Source organism: Eikenella sp. Marseille-P7795 (genome assembly GCF_916618725.1).
Taxonomy (GTDB): domain Bacteria; phylum Pseudomonadota; class Gammaproteobacteria; order Burkholderiales; family Neisseriaceae; genus Eikenella; species Eikenella longinqua.
In genome coordinates, this window is sequence record NZ_CAKAJZ010000004.1 from 66,705 (window position 1) to 81,874 (window position 15,170).

A 15,170-nucleotide genomic window follows, 5' to 3' on the forward strand; every position below is an offset into this window, starting at 1 on the left:
GTAGCCTCCAAGGCTACCTGAAGCCTATTCCCAAATATAGAGGAATAATCAAACCTTTTTCCCTTCCCACCACCCGCCCCAAAACTTTTCAGCTAGCCCCAACCCAGTTAAAGCAAGCACGGCCAGCGCCTACCAAGCCGCACCCAAACCGCATCCCGCCCCACCCGCATGCTAAAATCCCGCCCTTTCCCTCCTCCCCGCCACGCCATGCCCACCGCCAGCCAAATCGAAGACCTGCTGCCGCAAACCCAATGCCAACAATGCGGCTACGAAGGCTGCGCCCCCTACGCCCAAGCCCTCGCCCGAGGCCAAGCCCCCATCAACCTCTGCCCGCCCGGCGGCGACACCGTGATACACGAGCTCGCCGCCCTCATGCACACCCCGCCCCTGCCCCTCGCCCAGCCCAAAAGCCGCCGCAAAAGCCCTCGCCCATATCGACGAAGCCGCCTGCATCGGCTGCACCGCCTGCATCAAAGCCTGCCCTGTTGACGCCATCCTCGGCGCTTCCAAGCTCATGCACACCGTGCTCGAAAACGAATGCACCGGCTGCGGCCTCTGCCTGCCGCCCTGCCCCGTCGATTGCATCGACATGCGCCCCGTGGCCGACCCCTTCTTGCCTCGCGCCGGCGCCGCCCTCCCCGCCGAAAACAGCCGCCGCGCCGCCGCCCGCCACGCCAAACAACGCCATCAGCAGCGCATCCAACGCCAACAGCGCCTCGCCGCCGAACGCCAAGTCCACCTCGCCGCACGCGCCGCCCAAGCCGCCGCAAACAGCGCTGCCACACAGGCCGCCGCACCAAGCCCGGCCCCGGTCAAACCCGCCTTCAACCCCGCCGACCTCATCGCCCGCGCCATGGCCAGCGCCCAAGCCCAACAAAGCCAACGCGCCGTGCCCGCCAACCGCGCAGACTTCCGCCGCCAAGAAATCGCCGCCGCCCAGCAGCAAGCCGCCCACCGCCGTGCCCTGAAAAACCTCCGCTACGGCAACGAAGCCGAAAAAGCCGCCGCCCACGACTACCTGCGCCAGCGCAAAGCCGAAGAAGAAGCCCAATCCCAAGGCTAAGCCACAAGCAAATCCGCCGCCACGCAATCAAGCATGCCGCCCAAGCTTCAGGCTACCTGAAAACCATCGGTTTCCATCCCGTTCAACACATCCCAACAAAACCAAAGCTCCGCCATTTAAGCCGGAGCTTTGTTGTGTTTGTTCAAGCCTGTTTGCGGTTTTCAGGCAGCCTGCCAACGATTTTGCCTTTGGCTCCGCCCGATAGGCGCTAACCCAGCCAGCCAAACGCGCGGCGCAGCTCTGCCGTGCCGTCGGCTTCGCAGCAGCGGCCGTGGGCGAGGATAATTTTTTCGGGCTGCCAGGCCAGCATTCGGGCGAGGCATTGGCGGGCGGCGGCGCGGTCGGTGAAGGTGGCGCACCAGTCGGGCGGGGTTGTGCCCTTGGGCGCAGCGATGCCGGCGAGTTTCATCACTCCTGCCCAGAAGCGGCTGGGGAATCGGTCTGCTTCGAAGTTTTCGATGAGGTCGGCCAGAATGAGCGTGCGGCTGGCGCGGTGGAAGAAAACGGTTTCGGTCATGGCGCGGCTGCCTAGGAAGGGCAGCTGCGCGATGTCATTTGCCCATTGCGGCGGGGCGGCGCTGCCTAGGTCGGCATCGAAGGAGACGGCGATGTGCTGGGATTTTGCCCGTTCGAGCACGCCGAGGCTGGCCCAAGCGGCGGCTTGCGGGTAGTGCGTTTTCCAGGCGGCGATGTGGGCATAGTGGATGCGGTTGGGCGACACGAGGTGGCGCACTTCGCCCAGCGCGTTGATTTGCGCCAAAAGTTCAGGCGCAGGCTCGATGGGCGAGTGGCACCACAGGCCGCCGTCGGCCAGGCGCACCACGGTCATGCGTGTGCTGAAGGGGATGCGCACGCCGAGCGGGAAGGCCATGCGGACGATGCCGCCGTCGGCAATCCAGATGTTTTCGCCGAAGGGCTTGAGGGTGTGCAGCGGGTGGTAGAGGTGGATGGGGGCGCGCATGGTTTGTCCTTGCTGGCGGTAGGCGGTTTTCGTGTGCCGGAAGCCGGTGGTTTCAGCTAGCCTTGGGCGTATGCGCTGAGGCTACCTGAAAATTTTTGCCGAATGTAATCTGTAGTTTGGATTTAGCGGTCGGGTAGCGCCGGAAACGGCGGAGCGGATTTTTCAGGTGGCCTTCCGGCGCATTGAGGCTACCTGAAAACGGGTGCGGCGGGCTTCGGCGGAGCCTGCACACCCGCCCTATTCCGCCCACACCACGGTTTCGGCGGCATCGCGGCGCGGTTTGGGCTGGATGTCGCGGACGCGGTAGCCGAAGGTGGCGGCCACGGATACGCCGTATTCGGCGGGGTCGAGCAGCCCGGCTTGGACGAGGATGTGCTCCACGGCGGCGTAGTCCATGCCCTCCACGGCGCAGGAGTCAATGCCGAGCATGGCGGCGCCGGTGAGCATATTGGCCAGGGCGATGTAGCTTTGTTTGCTCGCCCAGTCGAACAGGGCGCGTTCGTTGTCGGCGATGGCGATGTCGTGGGTTTGGAAGCTGCAGTAGCGCTCGAGGGCGGCGGCGCGCTGCTCGGGCGTGAAGCCGCGCCGGCTCATCAGCTCGCTGAAAAAGGGGCTGTCGTAGCGGGCGTGTTTTTTCGCCAGCAGGATCACGAGGTGGCTGGCTTCGGCAATGGCGCCCTGCATGCCCCAGGCCACGGGCTTGATTTTTTCGCGCAGCCCTTGGTTTTGTATCACCAGAAACTTCCACGGCTCGGCGCCGACGGAGCTGGGCGAAAGGCGGCCGAAATCGAGGATGGCGGCAAAGTCTTCGGCGCTGATTTTGCGCGCGGGGTCGTAGTGGCGGGTGGATACGCGGCGACGGAAAATATCGAGGGCTTGTTCTCGGGAGAGGATCATGGTGCTTCCTTTCTGTGAAGTGGCTTGCTGATGGGTGTGAGCAGCGCAGAAACTCGCTCCGTGTATAGTGGACTAAATTTAAATCAGGACAAGGCGACGAAGCCGCAGACAGTACAAACAGTACGGCAAGGCGAGGCAACGCAGTCCTGGTTTAAAGTTAATCCACTACATTTTTCAGGTAGCCTCAATGTGCCGAAAGGCTACCTGAAAATACGGACAACGCGTTTACAGGCGGTAAAACGCTTTGGCTGCCGCCCACAGGATTTGGGGCTGCTCTTTCATGACTTCGTGCTGCGCAAAGGGCACATTCATCAGGTGCGCTTCGGGCAGTGCGGTGCGCAAGTCGGCCAAATCGTTGAGCGACAGCAGGAAATCGCCCTCGCCGCGCACGGCCAGCACGGGCGCTTGGATTCGGGCCACGGCTTCGTTCGGATAGCCCGTGGGCGAAGTGTCCAGCCACAGCCGTTTCAAGGCGGCGGCGAGCGCGGGCAGGTCGGGCTGCGGATTGAGCTTTTCGTAGGCAGCCACTTGCGCGGCCATGTTTTCGCGGAAAAATTCGGGCGTGAGGCCGGCAAACATCTCGCGCACAGGCTCGAGCTGGCGGCTGTGCCACGACGCGCCCACGGTGAGCACGGACTGCACCCGCGCATCGGCGGCGGCCAAGCGGTAGGCCGCCGTACCGCCGTCGCTGAAGCCAAACAGGTGGTAGGCGCGCAAACCGAGCGCGTCGGCCAAATAGCGGGCATCGTCGGCAATCTGGGCGTAGGTGAGCGGGGCGCTGCCGAGAGTGGAACGGCCGTGGCCGCGCGTGTCGGTTTCGATGGTAAAAAAGTGCCGTTGCAATTCGGGCAGGAGGGCGGCGAAATCTTCGGCCGAGCCCAAGCCGCCGTGCAGCAGCAGGAGTGCGGGCGCACCGGGGCGGTCGCCGGTGCGGTAAAACAAGTCGGCGCCGAGATGGGGGATGGTGTTCATGGCGGGTTTCCTTTCGTGGGCGGGATGTTGGGGCTTGTCCGCCCTGCCCGGGCGGGGCGTGCGTGCGGATACGGCGGGGGCGCAGGCGGCCAGGATGGCGACTGCGGCGCTTTGGAGGAAGGTGCGGCGGGAAAGCATGATGGCTGGCTCGGGTTAGCTTGGGCAGAAGCTCGTTTCTTTTTTTCAGGTAGCCTTCCGGTGCATTGAGGCTACCTGAAAAATATTTGGCTTGCTCGGGCAGATTACGGGATTTCGGGATAGGCGAGCAAGGGGCTGAAATCGGTTTTCCAAATATCCAGGCTGTGCAGCCGGCCGTTGCTGCGGGCGTAGAGGGTGGCCAGCACGGGGGTGCCGTCTTGGTCTGGAAACGGGTATTCGGCGATGGCGAGGGTGGGCAAATGGCTTGGCGTCTCTTCCGGGTAAACAAAGGAGAAGCTGCCCATGCCGCCGTCTTCAAGCGGGATAACGCGCTCGGGAAAGGTGATGGGGAGCGTGGCGTATTGGGGGCGGATGCGCCGGAGCAGGAGACGCAGCAGGCGGGTTTCGCCGGGGCTGAGGGGTCGGGGCTGGGGTGTCATGGTTGGCCGGTTGGGTGATGTGGTTTTAGCTTCGCAGAAACTTTGCTTCCTGCGGAAACATCGTTTTAGCTTCGCAGAAACTCTGCTTCCTGCGGAAACATCGTTTTCAGGTAGCCTGGTTTTCCTGATAGCGGTGTTCGGGAATGCCGATTTGTCGGGGCACGGGGTTGTGTGCCAGCGGGAAGAAGCCTTCTTCGATTTCATAGAGCGGAGTGGGCCAGAAGGCGGCGGCGGCGGGGTCGGCTTGGGTGAGCCAGCTTTGCAGTGGGGCGGCGAGGGCTGCGCCTTGCGCGCCGCGATGGGCGAAATCGGCTTTGAGCTGAAATACGGCGGCCATCAGGCGGCAATAGCTTTGCACAAACAAGGCCAGGCTGCTGTTGGCCAACACCCATTGCCGCTCCCAGGTATTCTCGGCCTGCGGCGAATACAGCCACACGCTGCCATCGGCAAGCTGCACGAAATAGCTGCCGCCGTAGCCGTATTTGCCGAAGCAGCGTGCTTCGCCGCGCGGGGTGCGGATGGCAAGGGTATCGTCGGGAAAGCGGACGAAGTGGAAACGGGCGGGCGGGTAGTCGGCAAGGTAGGCGATGCCGTCTTGGAAGAGGGTGTCGAGGCTTTGCGGCGCACCGGCGGCATAAGCGGCGGGGCGGAGGACGGGGATGCGGTCGGCGGCGAGGGCGCGGGCTAGGTTCATGGCGGCTCTGAATGAATGCGGTTGAAACGGATAAAGGCTACCTGAAAACAGCTTAGAGCGCGGGCAGCCAGCGGCTGACGGCATAAATCAGCAGGCCGACGAGGCCGCCGACCAGGGTGCCGTTGATGCGGATAAACTGCAAATCGCGGCCGATGGAGAGCTCGAGCTTGTCGCTCATCTGGCGGCTGTCCCAGCTTTTCACTTTGTCGGCCACAAATTCAGCGGCGCGGCGGCGATAGCGGCGCACCAGGCTGCGGGCGAGCAGGGCGAGGCGGGCATTGAGGTGGCGCTGCTGGCGCACTGTGGCGGCATGGCGTTGCAGCAGGCCGGTAAGCAGGCTGTCGAGGCGGCGGAGGGTGGCGGAATCGGGGCTTTGCACGTCGTCGGCTAGGCGTTGGGCAAGGCTTTGCCACAAGTCGGCAAGGCTGCTTTGCAGCTCGGGGGAATTGGCAAGCTGGCGTTTGGCGAGGGCGAGTTTGCGGTGCCAGGCTTCGGATTGGGCAAGCTCGAGTGCGAAGCGGCGGTATTGGCGGCGGAAGGCGGCGCGCATTTCGTGCTGCGGGTCGGCCAGGGCGGCGGCGGTGTAGTTGTCAGCCCAATCGAGGGCTTTTTGCGCCACCCAGCCGTCGATCTGCCCCACCAGCCGGCCGCGCAGCTGGGCTTTGAGTTTGTCCCAAGTATCGGGGCGGGCGCTTTCGATTTGCTCTGCCCAGGCGCGCAGGTTTTCTTCGAGCAGCACGCGGGTGCGGGGCTGGCGCAGCCAGTGGCGGATTTGGCCGAGCAAGGCAGTGTGCAGGTTTTCAGGTAGCCCTTGGCTTTCCAGCAAGAGGAGGGTTTGCGAGAGGACGCCGCCGATTTGCCTGCCGCTGCCGTGTTGGGCGAGAAAGGCGGCGCCGAGGCGGGCGGCTTCTTGGGGCGAGATGCTTTGCAGGGCGGCGGGGAGTTTTTGCGCGAGGGGCAGCAGCCATTCGCGGCGGTTTTCGGCGCGGGCGAGCCAGCGCAGGAGTTTGCCGACTGGGCGCAGGCGGTAGATGCGGATGGCGATGGGGCGCTCGGGCAGGAAGTTGGTTTCGATGAAGCGGCCAAGCTCGTCGGCAATGCGGCTTTGGTTGCGTGGGAGGATGGCGGTGTGGGGGATTTTAAGGCCGAGCGGATGGCGGAATAAGGCGGTTACGGCAAACCAGTCGGCCAGCGCGCCCACCATGGCGGCTTCGGCGAAGGCTTTCAGGTAGCCTATGGCGGGGTGGCGCTGGAGAAACAGAGATGAGGCGGCAAACAGCAACACGGCGGCCACCAGCAAGCCGCCCGCCCAGCGCCGGCTGTGTTGCAAACGGGCGCGGGCGGCGGCTTCGCGGGCTTGGTCGGCCAGAATATTCATGGCTTAGAGAGCCCGCTCGGCATAGGTGGGCACTTTGCTGGCGGCGGCCATGCGCCCGATATAGTTTTGCAGCTTGGCGGGGAAAACGAGGCCTTTCACCAGCGTGAGGTTGCGCAACACGGGATAGAGGATGATGTCTTCCATGCCGGGCTCGGCGCCGTTGAAATAGGGCTCGGGCAAGAGCGCGGCGAGCTCGGCCAGGTCGGCATGGATGCGCTCAAGGTAGGCCGGGGTGTCGGCCAGGTTTTGCTCGAAGCTGCCGATGTTTTGTTCTTTTTTGTGCACGAAGTAATCGATGGCGGCCTGGGTGGCGAATTCGGGCAGCGGCGGATCGAGGCGCACTTCGCGCGGCATCACCAGGCGGTTGTAGTATTTGCCCACCTTGTCAAACCAGGCCTGCGCTTCGGGGCGGACGGTTTCGCTCAGGCGCGCCTGGCCGGCGTATTCGTCGATAAAACGCACGATGTCGAGGCTCTCGCCCATGTGGCTACCGTCCGGTTTTTGCAGGATGGGCACTTGCTTGGCGCCAATCAGGCCGATGGGCGTGGCTTCGTCGTCGTTGAGCAATGCGATTTCCTCCACCGGCACGCCGCGCAGGCCGAAAATCATGCGGGCGCGCACGCAGAAGGGGCAGTGGTCGTAAACATAGAGTTTCATAGCGGTTTCCTTGGTGGTTGGGCTGGCGGGAAGATTGTAGCACAGCGCGGGAGGCTACCTGAAAGCGGCATTCCGGCTGCACACAAAACATAGTTTCCGCCACGCCAAAATGCTAAAATCAGCCCCTCTTGATTTTTATTTTTACCCTATTCACAAAGGAAACATCATGGCCGGCCACAGCAAATGGGCAAACATCCAACACAAAAAAGCCCGCGTCGATGCCAAACGCGGCAAAATCTTCACCAAACTCATCAAAGAAATCACCGTAGCCGCCCGCCTCGGCGGCGGCGACCCCGCCTCCAACCCCCGCCTGCGCCTGGCCATGGACAAAGCCTGGGACGCCAACATGCCCAAAGACAACGTGCAGCGCGCCATCGACAAAGGCACAGGCAACCTCGAAGGCGTGGAATACATCGAGCTGCGCTACGAAGGCTACGGCATCGGTGGCGCCGCCCTGATGGTAGACTGCCTCACCGACAACAAAACCCGCACCGTGGCCGACGTGCGCCACGCCTTCAGCAAACACGGCGGCAACCTCGGCACCGACGGCTGCGTCGCCTTCAATTTCAAACACCAAGGCTACCTCCTCTTCGGCCCCGACACCGAAGAAGATGCCCTGATGGAAGCCGCCCTCGAAGCCGGCGCCGAAGACATCGTTTCCCACGACGACGGCTCGTTTGAAGTCATCACCCCGCCCAACGACTGGGCAGCCATCAAAGCCGCGCTCGAAGCGGCCGGCTTCAAAGCCGAAGACGGCGACGTAACCATGCGCGCCCAAAACGAAGCCGTGCTCACCGGCGAAGACGCCGCCAAAATGCAGCGCCTTATCGACGCCCTCGAAGAGCTCGACGACGTGCAGGATGTGTACACCTCCGCCGTGCTCGAGCTGGAATAGGCAAACAAAGGCTACCTGAAAATTCAGCTTGGCAAATACTCCGCCTTGCCCCGTTTCAGCCGCGTTGCAGCCAATGTTTTCAGGTAGCCTTTGCAGGATTAGCCGCAGCCCGGGCACGGACGCTTATCCCCGCTTACCCACATTTTCAGGTAGCCTTCCAAGCATGAGCAGGATTTGTGCGGAACGCACGCCTTGTTTGAAATTCCACATCCGCGTGCGAGGCTGCGCCGCATACCCTTGTATATTGAAACCAATGTACCATAGCAACCAAACAGGTTATCTGCCTCTGAACGCACCCTACCAACCTGCCAAATTTTTTCAGCTAGCCTTCCGAGAGCCCGCCCCATGACCCAGCCCCATCCCCTCCTGCGCACCCAGTGCTACATCAACGGCCAATGGCTCAATGCCGGCAGCGGCCGCACCCTCGCCGTTAGCAATCCCGCCACCGGCCAAACCATCGGCAGCGTGCCCGATATGGGCGCGGCGGAAGCCGAACGCGCCATTGCAGCTGCCCAAGCCGCCCTGCCCTCCTGGCGCGCCCTCAGCGCCAAACAGCGCAGCCAAATCCTGCGCCGCTGGTTTGATTTGATGATGCAGGAGCAGGAAAACCTCGCCACCCTGCTTACGCTCGAGCAGGGCAAGCCGCTGGCCGAAGCGCGCGGCGAAATCGCCTACGGCGCCTCCTATGTCGAATGGTATGCCGAAGAGGCCAAACGCGTGTATGGCGACACCATCCCCGGCCCCGCACCCGACAAGCGCATCCTGGTGCTCAAGCAGCCCGTGGGCGTGTGCGCCGCCATCACGCCGTGGAACTTCCCCAACGCCATGATCACGCGCAAAGCCGCGCCCGCGCTGGCCGCCGGCTGCACCTTCATCGTGCGCCCCGCCTCGCAAACGCCGTTTTCCGCGCTGGCCATCGCCGAGCTGGCCGAGCGCGCCGGCATTCCCGCAGGCGTGTTCAATGTGCTCACCGGCTCTTCGCGCGAAATCGGCCGCGTGCTCACCGAAAGCGATGCCGTGCGCAAATTCAGCTTCACCGGCTCCACCGCCGTGGGCCGCACCCTGCAAGCGCAATGCGCCGCCACCATCAAGAAAACCTCAATGGAGCTCGGCGGCAACGCGCCTTTTATCGTGTTTGACGACGCCGACATCGACGCCGCCGTGGCCGGCGCTATCACCTGCAAATTCCGCAACGCCGGGCAAACCTGCGTGTGCGCCAACCGCTTCTATGTGCAAAGCGGCGTGTATGATGAATTTGTGCGCAAATTCGCCCAAGCCGCAGGCTACCTGAAAACCGGCAACGGCCTGGAAGCCGGCACGGATTGCGGCCCGCTCATCGACGAAGCCGCGCTGGCCAAAGTGGAAGAACACCTGGCCGACGCCCTCGCCCACGGCGGCGAAGTGGCCGCAGGCGGCGCGCGCCACCCCGCCGGCCGCCTATTCTTCCAGCCCACCGTGATTCGCCATGCCAATGCCACAATGAAAGTGGCGCGCGAAGAAACCTTCGGCCCGCTCGCCCCCGTGTTCCGCTTCAAGAGCGAAGAGGAAGTGTTGCAGCAGGCTAACGCCACCGAATACGGCCTCGCCGCCTACTGCTACACCCGCAACATCGGCACCGCCACCCGCATGATGGAAGGCTTGGAATACGGCATGGTGGGCATCAACAGCAGCGTGATTTCCAACGAAGCCGCCCCCTTCGGCGGCGTGAAGCAGTCGGGCATCGGCCGCGAAGGCGGCAAATACGGGCTGGAAGAATATTTGGAAACCAAATACGTGCTGCTGGCCGTGTGAGCGGCAGGCTACCTGAAAATTGGCGCAACGCCGCTTCCAACAAAGCCAAAGCCGCCGCACAAATTTTCAGGTAGCCTTTCCGGCAGTCATTTATAATGCGCACATTCCGGCTAAGCGGCAGCCCTTCCCCAACCATGCCGCCCAAGCATTCCATCTGAATAACGAACGATATTTTTCAGGTAGCCTCCAAGCCGGTTTAAAGGCTACCTGAAAGCAAGGTTTTGGCACAGCCAAGGCCGAGCTTCTGCGAAGCAACAAACAGAAAGCACACCCATGAAATTCATCGACGAAGCCAAAATCGAAGTGGCCGCTGGGCGCGGCGGCAACGGCGCAGTCAGCTTCCGCCGCGAAAAATACGTACCGCGCGGCGGCCCCGACGGCGGCGACGGCGGGCGCGGCGGCAGCGTGTTTGCCGTGGCCAGCGAAAACGTCAACACCCTGGTGGAATACCGTTTTGTGAAACGCTATCAGGCCAAAAACGGCGAAAAAGGCCACGGCTCCGACCGCTACGGCGCCGGCGCCGACGACATCGAGCTGCAAATGCCCGTGGGCACCCTCATCCGCGACGCCGACACCGGCGAAACCGTGGCCGACCTCACGCGGCACGGCCAGCGCGTGTGCCTCGCCCGCGGCGGCAAAGGCGGCCTGGGCAATATCCATTTCAAATCTTCGGTAAACCGCGCGCCCAAGCAGGCCACCCCCGGCGAGCCCGGCGAAGCGCGCCGCCTCAATCTGGAGCTGAAAGTGCTGGCCGACGTGGGCCTGCTCGGTATGCCCAATGCCGGCAAGTCCACCCTCATCCGCGCCGTATCTGCCGCCCGCCCCAAAGTGGCCGACTATCCCTTCACCACGCTGCACCCCAATCTGGGCGTGGTGCGCGTGAGCGAAAGCCAGAGCTTCGTGATGGCCGACATCCCCGGCCTGATTGAAGGTGCGGCCGAAGGCGCCGGCTTGGGGCACCGCTTTTTGAAACACCTCTCGCGCACCGGCCTCCTGCTGCACGTGGTTGATTTGGCGCCCTTCGACGAAGCCGTCAACCCCGCCGCCGAAGCGCTGGCCATCATCAACGAGCTGCGCAAATACGACGACGAGCTGTTCGACAAACCGCGCTGGCTGGTGCTGAACAAACTGGATATGCTCAGCCCCGAAGAAGCTGCCGAGCGCAAAGCCGCCTTCCTCGCCGCCATCGGTTGGGCACACCCCGCCCCCGGCGAGCCCGGCTTCGGCTGGCAAACCCCGCGCCTGTTTGAAATCAGCGCGCTCACCCATCAGGGCACGCAGGAGCTGGTGCAGCAAATCGGGCAGTATCTGGCCGAGAAAAAACGGCAGGCAGCCGAAGCCGAAGCAGCCGCCGAAGCCGACACCCCGCCGGAAACCGCCATCACCACCGACACCTCTGTTTTTCAAGCAGAATAGGCCAATCAACCCACTTTCATTTAGGGAGACATCACTATGGACATCGGAAAACTCGTCAGCTGGCTCATCGCCGGCGCCATCGCCTACGGCGGCTATAACTACCTGAGCACCGGCGACGTTACCTTCATCGCCCCCTCGCAGCAAACCGTGCTCAAACTGGCCACCGAAGCCAACCGCAACCTACCCCGAGGCAGCCACCTGGCCACCGGCAAATCCTGCGTGCGCACCGGCGGCGGCAAATTCAAACGCGGCATCTACAGCTGCGAAATCAAAGTATTCACCGGCATGTCTTCCTACGAAGATTCCAAAAACAGCTACAACATCCTCGTTACCAAACGCAACGGCCAATGGCAGATTACCCGCTAGCCCTGGCCCAGCGCACCGCGAAAGCATCATGATGAAACCCACCGCCGCCCTCCCCCTCCTGCTGTTGCTGGCCGCCTGCGCCCCGCAGGAAAACGCCGCGCCCGCCGCATCGGCAGCCTCCGAGCCTGCCGCAGCAGCCGCTTCCCTACCCGAAGCCGCCATCGCTTCCGGCGCTTCCGCAGCCGCAACTGAATCCGGCCACGCCTGGGCCGGCCGCTATCACGGCGTGCTGCCCTGCGCCTCCTGCGAAGGCATCGACACCACCTTGGTGTTGAAAGAAGACGGCAGCTACACCCTCAGCGAAACCTACCAACAACGCCACCCGCTCACCGAAGAAGCCTCTGGCCGCTTCACCTGGCGCAGCGAAGGCCAAATCCTCCAGCTCGACCAAGCCGGCAGCGAACGCCTCTACCAAATCGGCCACGGCCAAATTTGGGCGCTAGACATGGACGGCAAACAAATCGAAGGTGAGCTGGCCGGCCTCTACATCCTGAAGCAAACCCAATAAGCCCGCCCTGCCATGTATAGCGGATAAAAATAAGCATGGGGCAAGGCAGCGAGCCAAGGCCATAGCATGCTTATTTTGATTCACTAAATTTTCAGGTAGACTCATCTGCACGACAGGCTACCTGAAAGCGCAAGCTTCAACGTAGTTAAAACGATGTCTTGCGAAGCAAGGCGGAGTTTCAGCGAAGCTAAAAACTTCGCCGCACACCAAACCGCCGCAGCACACACCCATGCCCCAAATCACCACCCGCAGCACCCAATTCACCCTGCAAGCAGGCGAAACCCTGCTCGAAGCCCTAGAGCGCACCGGCCACGAAGTCGAATACCAATGCCGCAGCGGCTACTGCGGCTCCTGCCGCGTGAAACTGCTCGCCGGCAGCGTTTCCTACCGCGAACACCCCCTGGCCTTCCTCCTGCCCGGCGAAATCCTGCCCTGCTGCTGCACCGTAGCCGAAGACATCCAAATCGACTGCCGCCAAAGCCAAAGCGAGCCCGACCTGTTCGAGCCAGACCTCTTCGCCGACAACAGCGGCAAATAAAGCGCCTTCTTCATCCACACACAGCAAAAGGCTACCTGAAAACCGTTCGCACAATTTTCAGGTAGCCTTTATAGTCTTACAACAACAGCGTTTTAACCAGCCAAAACGGCTCAACGCCCCGCCTGCGCGGCCAAGCATTGCGCCTGCCGCTGTTCAAACGCCGCGCTGCCGCCGAGTTTGCCCAGCTGCTCTTGCGGCGAAAGGCGCGGCAGGCTGCGCAAATCATCTGCGCTCAGCCGCTTAATCGGCTCTTCCCACAGGCAGCGGCAATACGGCTCCAGCACCCGTTCGCCCTGCCCGGCCAGGCCGTGTTTGGCCAAATCGGCCTGCCACTGCGGCACGGCGGGCATATTCTGCACGCAGGCCTCGACTATGCGGCGGCTGATGTCGTCGGGGTCGGGCGAATACAGGCGAGGCAACAGGGCAAAGCCGAGCACCAGCGCGGCGGTTACCGCCAGCCAGCCGATTAAGGTGCGGCGGCGTTTGCGGCGGGCGGCCTCGTCGGTGCGCGCCTCAGCCATGCAGGCTTTCCATGCGCAACACCACCACCGGCTCAAACACGTTTTCCAGCGCCTCGATTTGCGTGATGGCAGCACGGATGTGTTTCTCTTTGGCCTGATGGGTGAGGATGACGATTTCGGCGGTTTCGTGGTTGATCACGCCTTTTTGCAGCAGGGCTTCAATCGACACACCCTGCGCGGCCAGGGTGCGGCAGATGTCGGCCATCACGCCGGGCTTGTCTTGTGCGGAAACGCGCAGGTAGTAGCTGCTGGTGATTTCGTCGATGGGCAGCACCGGCAGCGCTTCGTTGCTGCGGAAGGCCAGGGGCGGCACGCGCTGCTCGGGGTTGGAATCAATCAGGCGGGCGATGTCGATGATATCGGCCACCACGGCGCTGGCGGTGGGCGAGGCACCGGCGCCGGCGCCGTAATACAGGGTTTCGCCCACCATGTTCGACTGCACCAGCACGGCGTTCATCACGCCTTCCACCTGCGCCAGCAGGCGGCATTCGGGCACCAAGGTGGGGTGTACGCGCAATTCGACGCCCGCTTCGGTTTTGCGGGTGATGCCCAAAAGCTTGATGCGGTAGCCGAGCTCTTCGGCGTAGCGGATGTCTTGGCTTTCCAGCTTGCTGATGCCTTCCAGATAGCAGTGCTCGAAGTTGATGGGTGTGCCGAAGGCGAGGGCGGACATGATGCTCAGCTTGTGCGCCGCGTCGTGGCCTTCGATATCGAAAGTGGGGTCGGCTTCGGCGTAGCCCAGCTCCTGCGCCTGCTTGAGCACGGAGGCGAAGCTGCTGCCGTGGGCGCGCATATTGCTGAGGATGAAGTTGCTGGTGCCGTTGATGATGCCGGCCACGGATTTGATGCGGTTGGCAGCCAGGCCTTCGCGCAGCGCCTTGATAATCGGGATGCCGCCGGCCACCGCCGCTTCAAACATCACCATCACGTTATGCTTGGCCGCCAGCGCGAAGATTTCGTTGCCATGTTCGGCCAGCAGCTTTTTGTTGGCGGTAACCACGTGTTTGCCGTTTTCAATCGCGCACAGCACTGCCTCGCGCGCCGTATCCGTGCCGCCAATCAGTTCCACCACAATATCCACATCCGCGCTGCGGGCTACCTGAAAAACATCATCCGCCACCACGGTATCGCTCGGGCACAGCTTGCGGATGCGCTCGCTGTTGCGGCTGGCCGCCATCACGATGCGCACTTCCCTACCCAGGCGGCGCGTGATTTCCGCCGCGTTTTCAGACAACAGTTTAACGGTACCGCCGCCGACGGTGCCCATCCCCAAGATGCCGATTCTGATTGGTTGCATGCTGACTCCTTGTTTATAATGACTTGCCAGACCGGAAAAATTACAAAAATAAACGAAAGGCCGCTATATTAGCCGAAAACCCCGCCCTTTACACCTTTTAAAGCAAAGCCTCCAGTTTTCCGGGCGGATTTCAGACAAATTGTCTCGGCGGCAAACTTTTTCAGGTAGCCTCCCCTGCCCACCCCAACCCGTTCAATCCAAACAAAACATGCTCATCCAAGAACACCAGCCCAACCATCCCTGCCATATCGAGCACTACCAGCCCGGCGAGCTGCACATCAACGGCCAAATCCACCGCCAAGCCGTGCTGCTCGACGGCAGCGGCAGCGTGCAGCCCCTATCCCTCGCCTCTCCCGCCGAACTGCAAGCCGCCGACCTCGCCCGCGCCGCCCAATCCCAGCCCGAAGTCATCCTCATCGGCACCGGCGAGCGCCAGCAGTTTATCCACCCGCGCATCATGGCCGCCGCAGCCGGCATCGGCGTGGAATGCATGCACACCGCCGCCGCCGTGTGCACTTATCTGCTGCTGCAAAGCGAAGGCCGCCGCGTGTGGGCGTGGCTGTGGGTGTAGCGCGCGTTCAGAACGCAAGCTTCAGCCCGCCCCTTTACCCGACGTTCCCGCCTGCCCTCAAGCAAAA

General features: G+C 62.8%; 17 protein-coding genes and 2 pseudogenes. 10 read left to right on the forward strand and 9 right to left on the reverse strand.

Going from position 1 to position 15,170, the window contains the following annotated elements; genetic code table 11:
* The first annotated feature begins 207 nt into the window (after positions 1–207).
* Positions 208–1,063, forward strand: a pseudogene (locus LG371_RS07675) (RnfABCDGE type electron transport complex subunit B).
* 208 nt (positions 1,064–1,271) lie between these two features.
* On the opposite strand, the gene LG371_RS07680 reads toward LG371_RS07675, so the two are convergent.
* The gene (locus LG371_RS07680; RefSeq protein ID WP_067593866.1) at positions 1,272–2,024 is read right to left on the reverse strand and encodes a DUF4336 domain-containing protein; all 753 of its coding nucleotides are present in this window, start codon (positions 2,022–2,024) and stop codon (positions 1,272–1,274) included.
* 237 nt (positions 2,025–2,261) lie between these two features.
* Complete coding sequence (locus LG371_RS07685; RefSeq protein WP_225748196.1) at positions 2,262–2,921, reverse strand: NAD(P)H-dependent oxidoreductase; 660 nt, start codon at positions 2,919–2,921, stop codon at positions 2,262–2,264.
* 51 nt (positions 2,922–2,972) lie between these two features.
* Between LG371_RS07685 and LG371_RS07690 the strand changes: the two are divergent.
* A pseudogene (locus LG371_RS07690) lies at positions 2,973–3,092 on the forward strand (IS5/IS1182 family transposase); the annotation flags it as partial.
* 54 nt (positions 3,093–3,146) lie between these two features.
* On the opposite strand, the gene LG371_RS07695 reads toward LG371_RS07690, so the two are convergent.
* The 5 genes from LG371_RS07695 to grxB all read right to left on the reverse strand — a co-directional run bounded on the left by LG371_RS07695 (position 3,147) and on the right by grxB (position 7,200).
* A complete protein-coding gene (locus LG371_RS07695) occupies positions 3,147–4,031 on the reverse strand; it encodes an alpha/beta fold hydrolase (RefSeq protein WP_370632673.1) in 885 nt (294 codons plus the stop codon).
* 104 nt (positions 4,032–4,135) lie between these two features.
* Positions 4,136–4,471 carry a hypothetical protein gene (locus LG371_RS07700; RefSeq protein ID WP_067593872.1) on the reverse strand — a complete coding sequence of 112 codons (336 nt, stop codon included), beginning with the start codon at positions 4,469–4,471 and terminating at the stop codon, positions 4,136–4,138.
* A 106-nt stretch (positions 4,472–4,577) separates the two neighbouring features.
* Entirely contained in the window at positions 4,578–5,165 is a 588-nt protein-coding gene (locus LG371_RS07705) for an SUKH-4 family immunity protein (protein ID WP_225748197.1), read from the reverse strand.
* A gap of 52 nt (positions 5,166–5,217) precedes the next feature.
* The gene (locus LG371_RS07710; RefSeq protein ID WP_225748198.1) at positions 5,218–6,543 is read right to left on the reverse strand and encodes a DUF445 domain-containing protein; all 1,326 of its coding nucleotides are present in this window, start codon (positions 6,541–6,543) and stop codon (positions 5,218–5,220) included.
* A gap of 3 nt (positions 6,544–6,546) precedes the next feature.
* Complete coding sequence (gene grxB / locus LG371_RS07715) at positions 6,547–7,200, reverse strand: glutaredoxin 2 (protein ID WP_067593893.1); 654 nt, start codon at positions 7,198–7,200, stop codon at positions 6,547–6,549.
* Between the two features lie 166 nt (positions 7,201–7,366).
* Between grxB and LG371_RS07720 the strand changes: the two genes are divergently transcribed.
* From LG371_RS07720 to yfaE, 7 genes are all read left to right on the forward strand, one after another.
* Positions 7,367–8,095: a YebC/PmpR family DNA-binding transcriptional regulator gene (locus LG371_RS07720; protein WP_067593896.1), complete on the forward strand. Its 729-nt coding sequence runs from the start codon at positions 7,367–7,369 to the stop codon at positions 8,093–8,095.
* 345 nt (positions 8,096–8,440) lie between these two features.
* Complete coding sequence (locus LG371_RS07725; RefSeq protein WP_067593898.1) at positions 8,441–9,886, forward strand: NAD-dependent succinate-semialdehyde dehydrogenase; 1,446 nt, start codon at positions 8,441–8,443, stop codon at positions 9,884–9,886.
* Positions 9,887–9,905: 19 nt separating this feature from the next.
* Positions 9,906–10,097 (forward strand): hypothetical protein, encoded by a 192-nt coding sequence (locus tag LG371_RS07730; protein ID WP_156503562.1) that lies wholly within the window; start codon positions 9,906–9,908, stop codon positions 10,095–10,097.
* 62 nt (positions 10,098–10,159) lie between these two features.
* Positions 10,160–11,302, forward strand: a complete 1,143-nt coding sequence (gene obgE, locus LG371_RS07735; protein WP_067593901.1) for a GTPase ObgE — start codon at positions 10,160–10,162, stop codon at positions 11,300–11,302.
* 36 nt (positions 11,303–11,338) lie between these two features.
* Entirely contained in the window at positions 11,339–11,668 is a 330-nt protein-coding gene (locus LG371_RS07740; protein ID WP_067593904.1) for a hypothetical protein, read from the forward strand.
* Between the two features lie 28 nt (positions 11,669–11,696).
* On the forward strand, positions 11,697–12,176 hold the full coding sequence (locus LG371_RS07745) for a copper resistance protein NlpE (protein ID WP_067593909.1): 480 nt from the start codon (positions 11,697–11,699) through the stop codon (positions 12,174–12,176).
* A gap of 229 nt (positions 12,177–12,405) precedes the next feature.
* Positions 12,406–12,714, forward strand: coding sequence for a class I ribonucleotide reductase maintenance protein YfaE (yfaE, locus tag LG371_RS07750; protein ID WP_067593912.1), 309 nt, complete (start codon positions 12,406–12,408; stop codon positions 12,712–12,714).
* Positions 12,715–12,824: 110 nt separating this feature from the next.
* On the opposite strand, the gene LG371_RS07755 is transcribed toward yfaE, so the two are convergent.
* Both LG371_RS07755 and LG371_RS07760 read right to left on the reverse strand, forming a co-directional pair.
* Positions 12,825–13,235, reverse strand: coding sequence for a hypothetical protein (locus tag LG371_RS07755; protein ID WP_225748199.1), 411 nt, complete (start codon positions 13,233–13,235; stop codon positions 12,825–12,827).
* The gene (locus LG371_RS07760; protein ID WP_225748200.1) at positions 13,228–14,532 is read right to left on the reverse strand and encodes a homoserine dehydrogenase; all 1,305 of its coding nucleotides are present in this window, start codon (positions 14,530–14,532) and stop codon (positions 13,228–13,230) included. The genes LG371_RS07755 and LG371_RS07760 overlap by 8 nt, the downstream gene beginning before the upstream one ends.
* A gap of 208 nt (positions 14,533–14,740) precedes the next feature.
* Between LG371_RS07760 and LG371_RS07765 the strand changes: the two genes are divergently transcribed.
* Positions 14,741–15,103 (forward strand): Mth938-like domain-containing protein, encoded by a 363-nt coding sequence (locus tag LG371_RS07765; RefSeq protein WP_067593922.1) that lies wholly within the window; start codon positions 14,741–14,743, stop codon positions 15,101–15,103.
* Positions 15,104–15,170 lie beyond the last annotated feature (67 nt).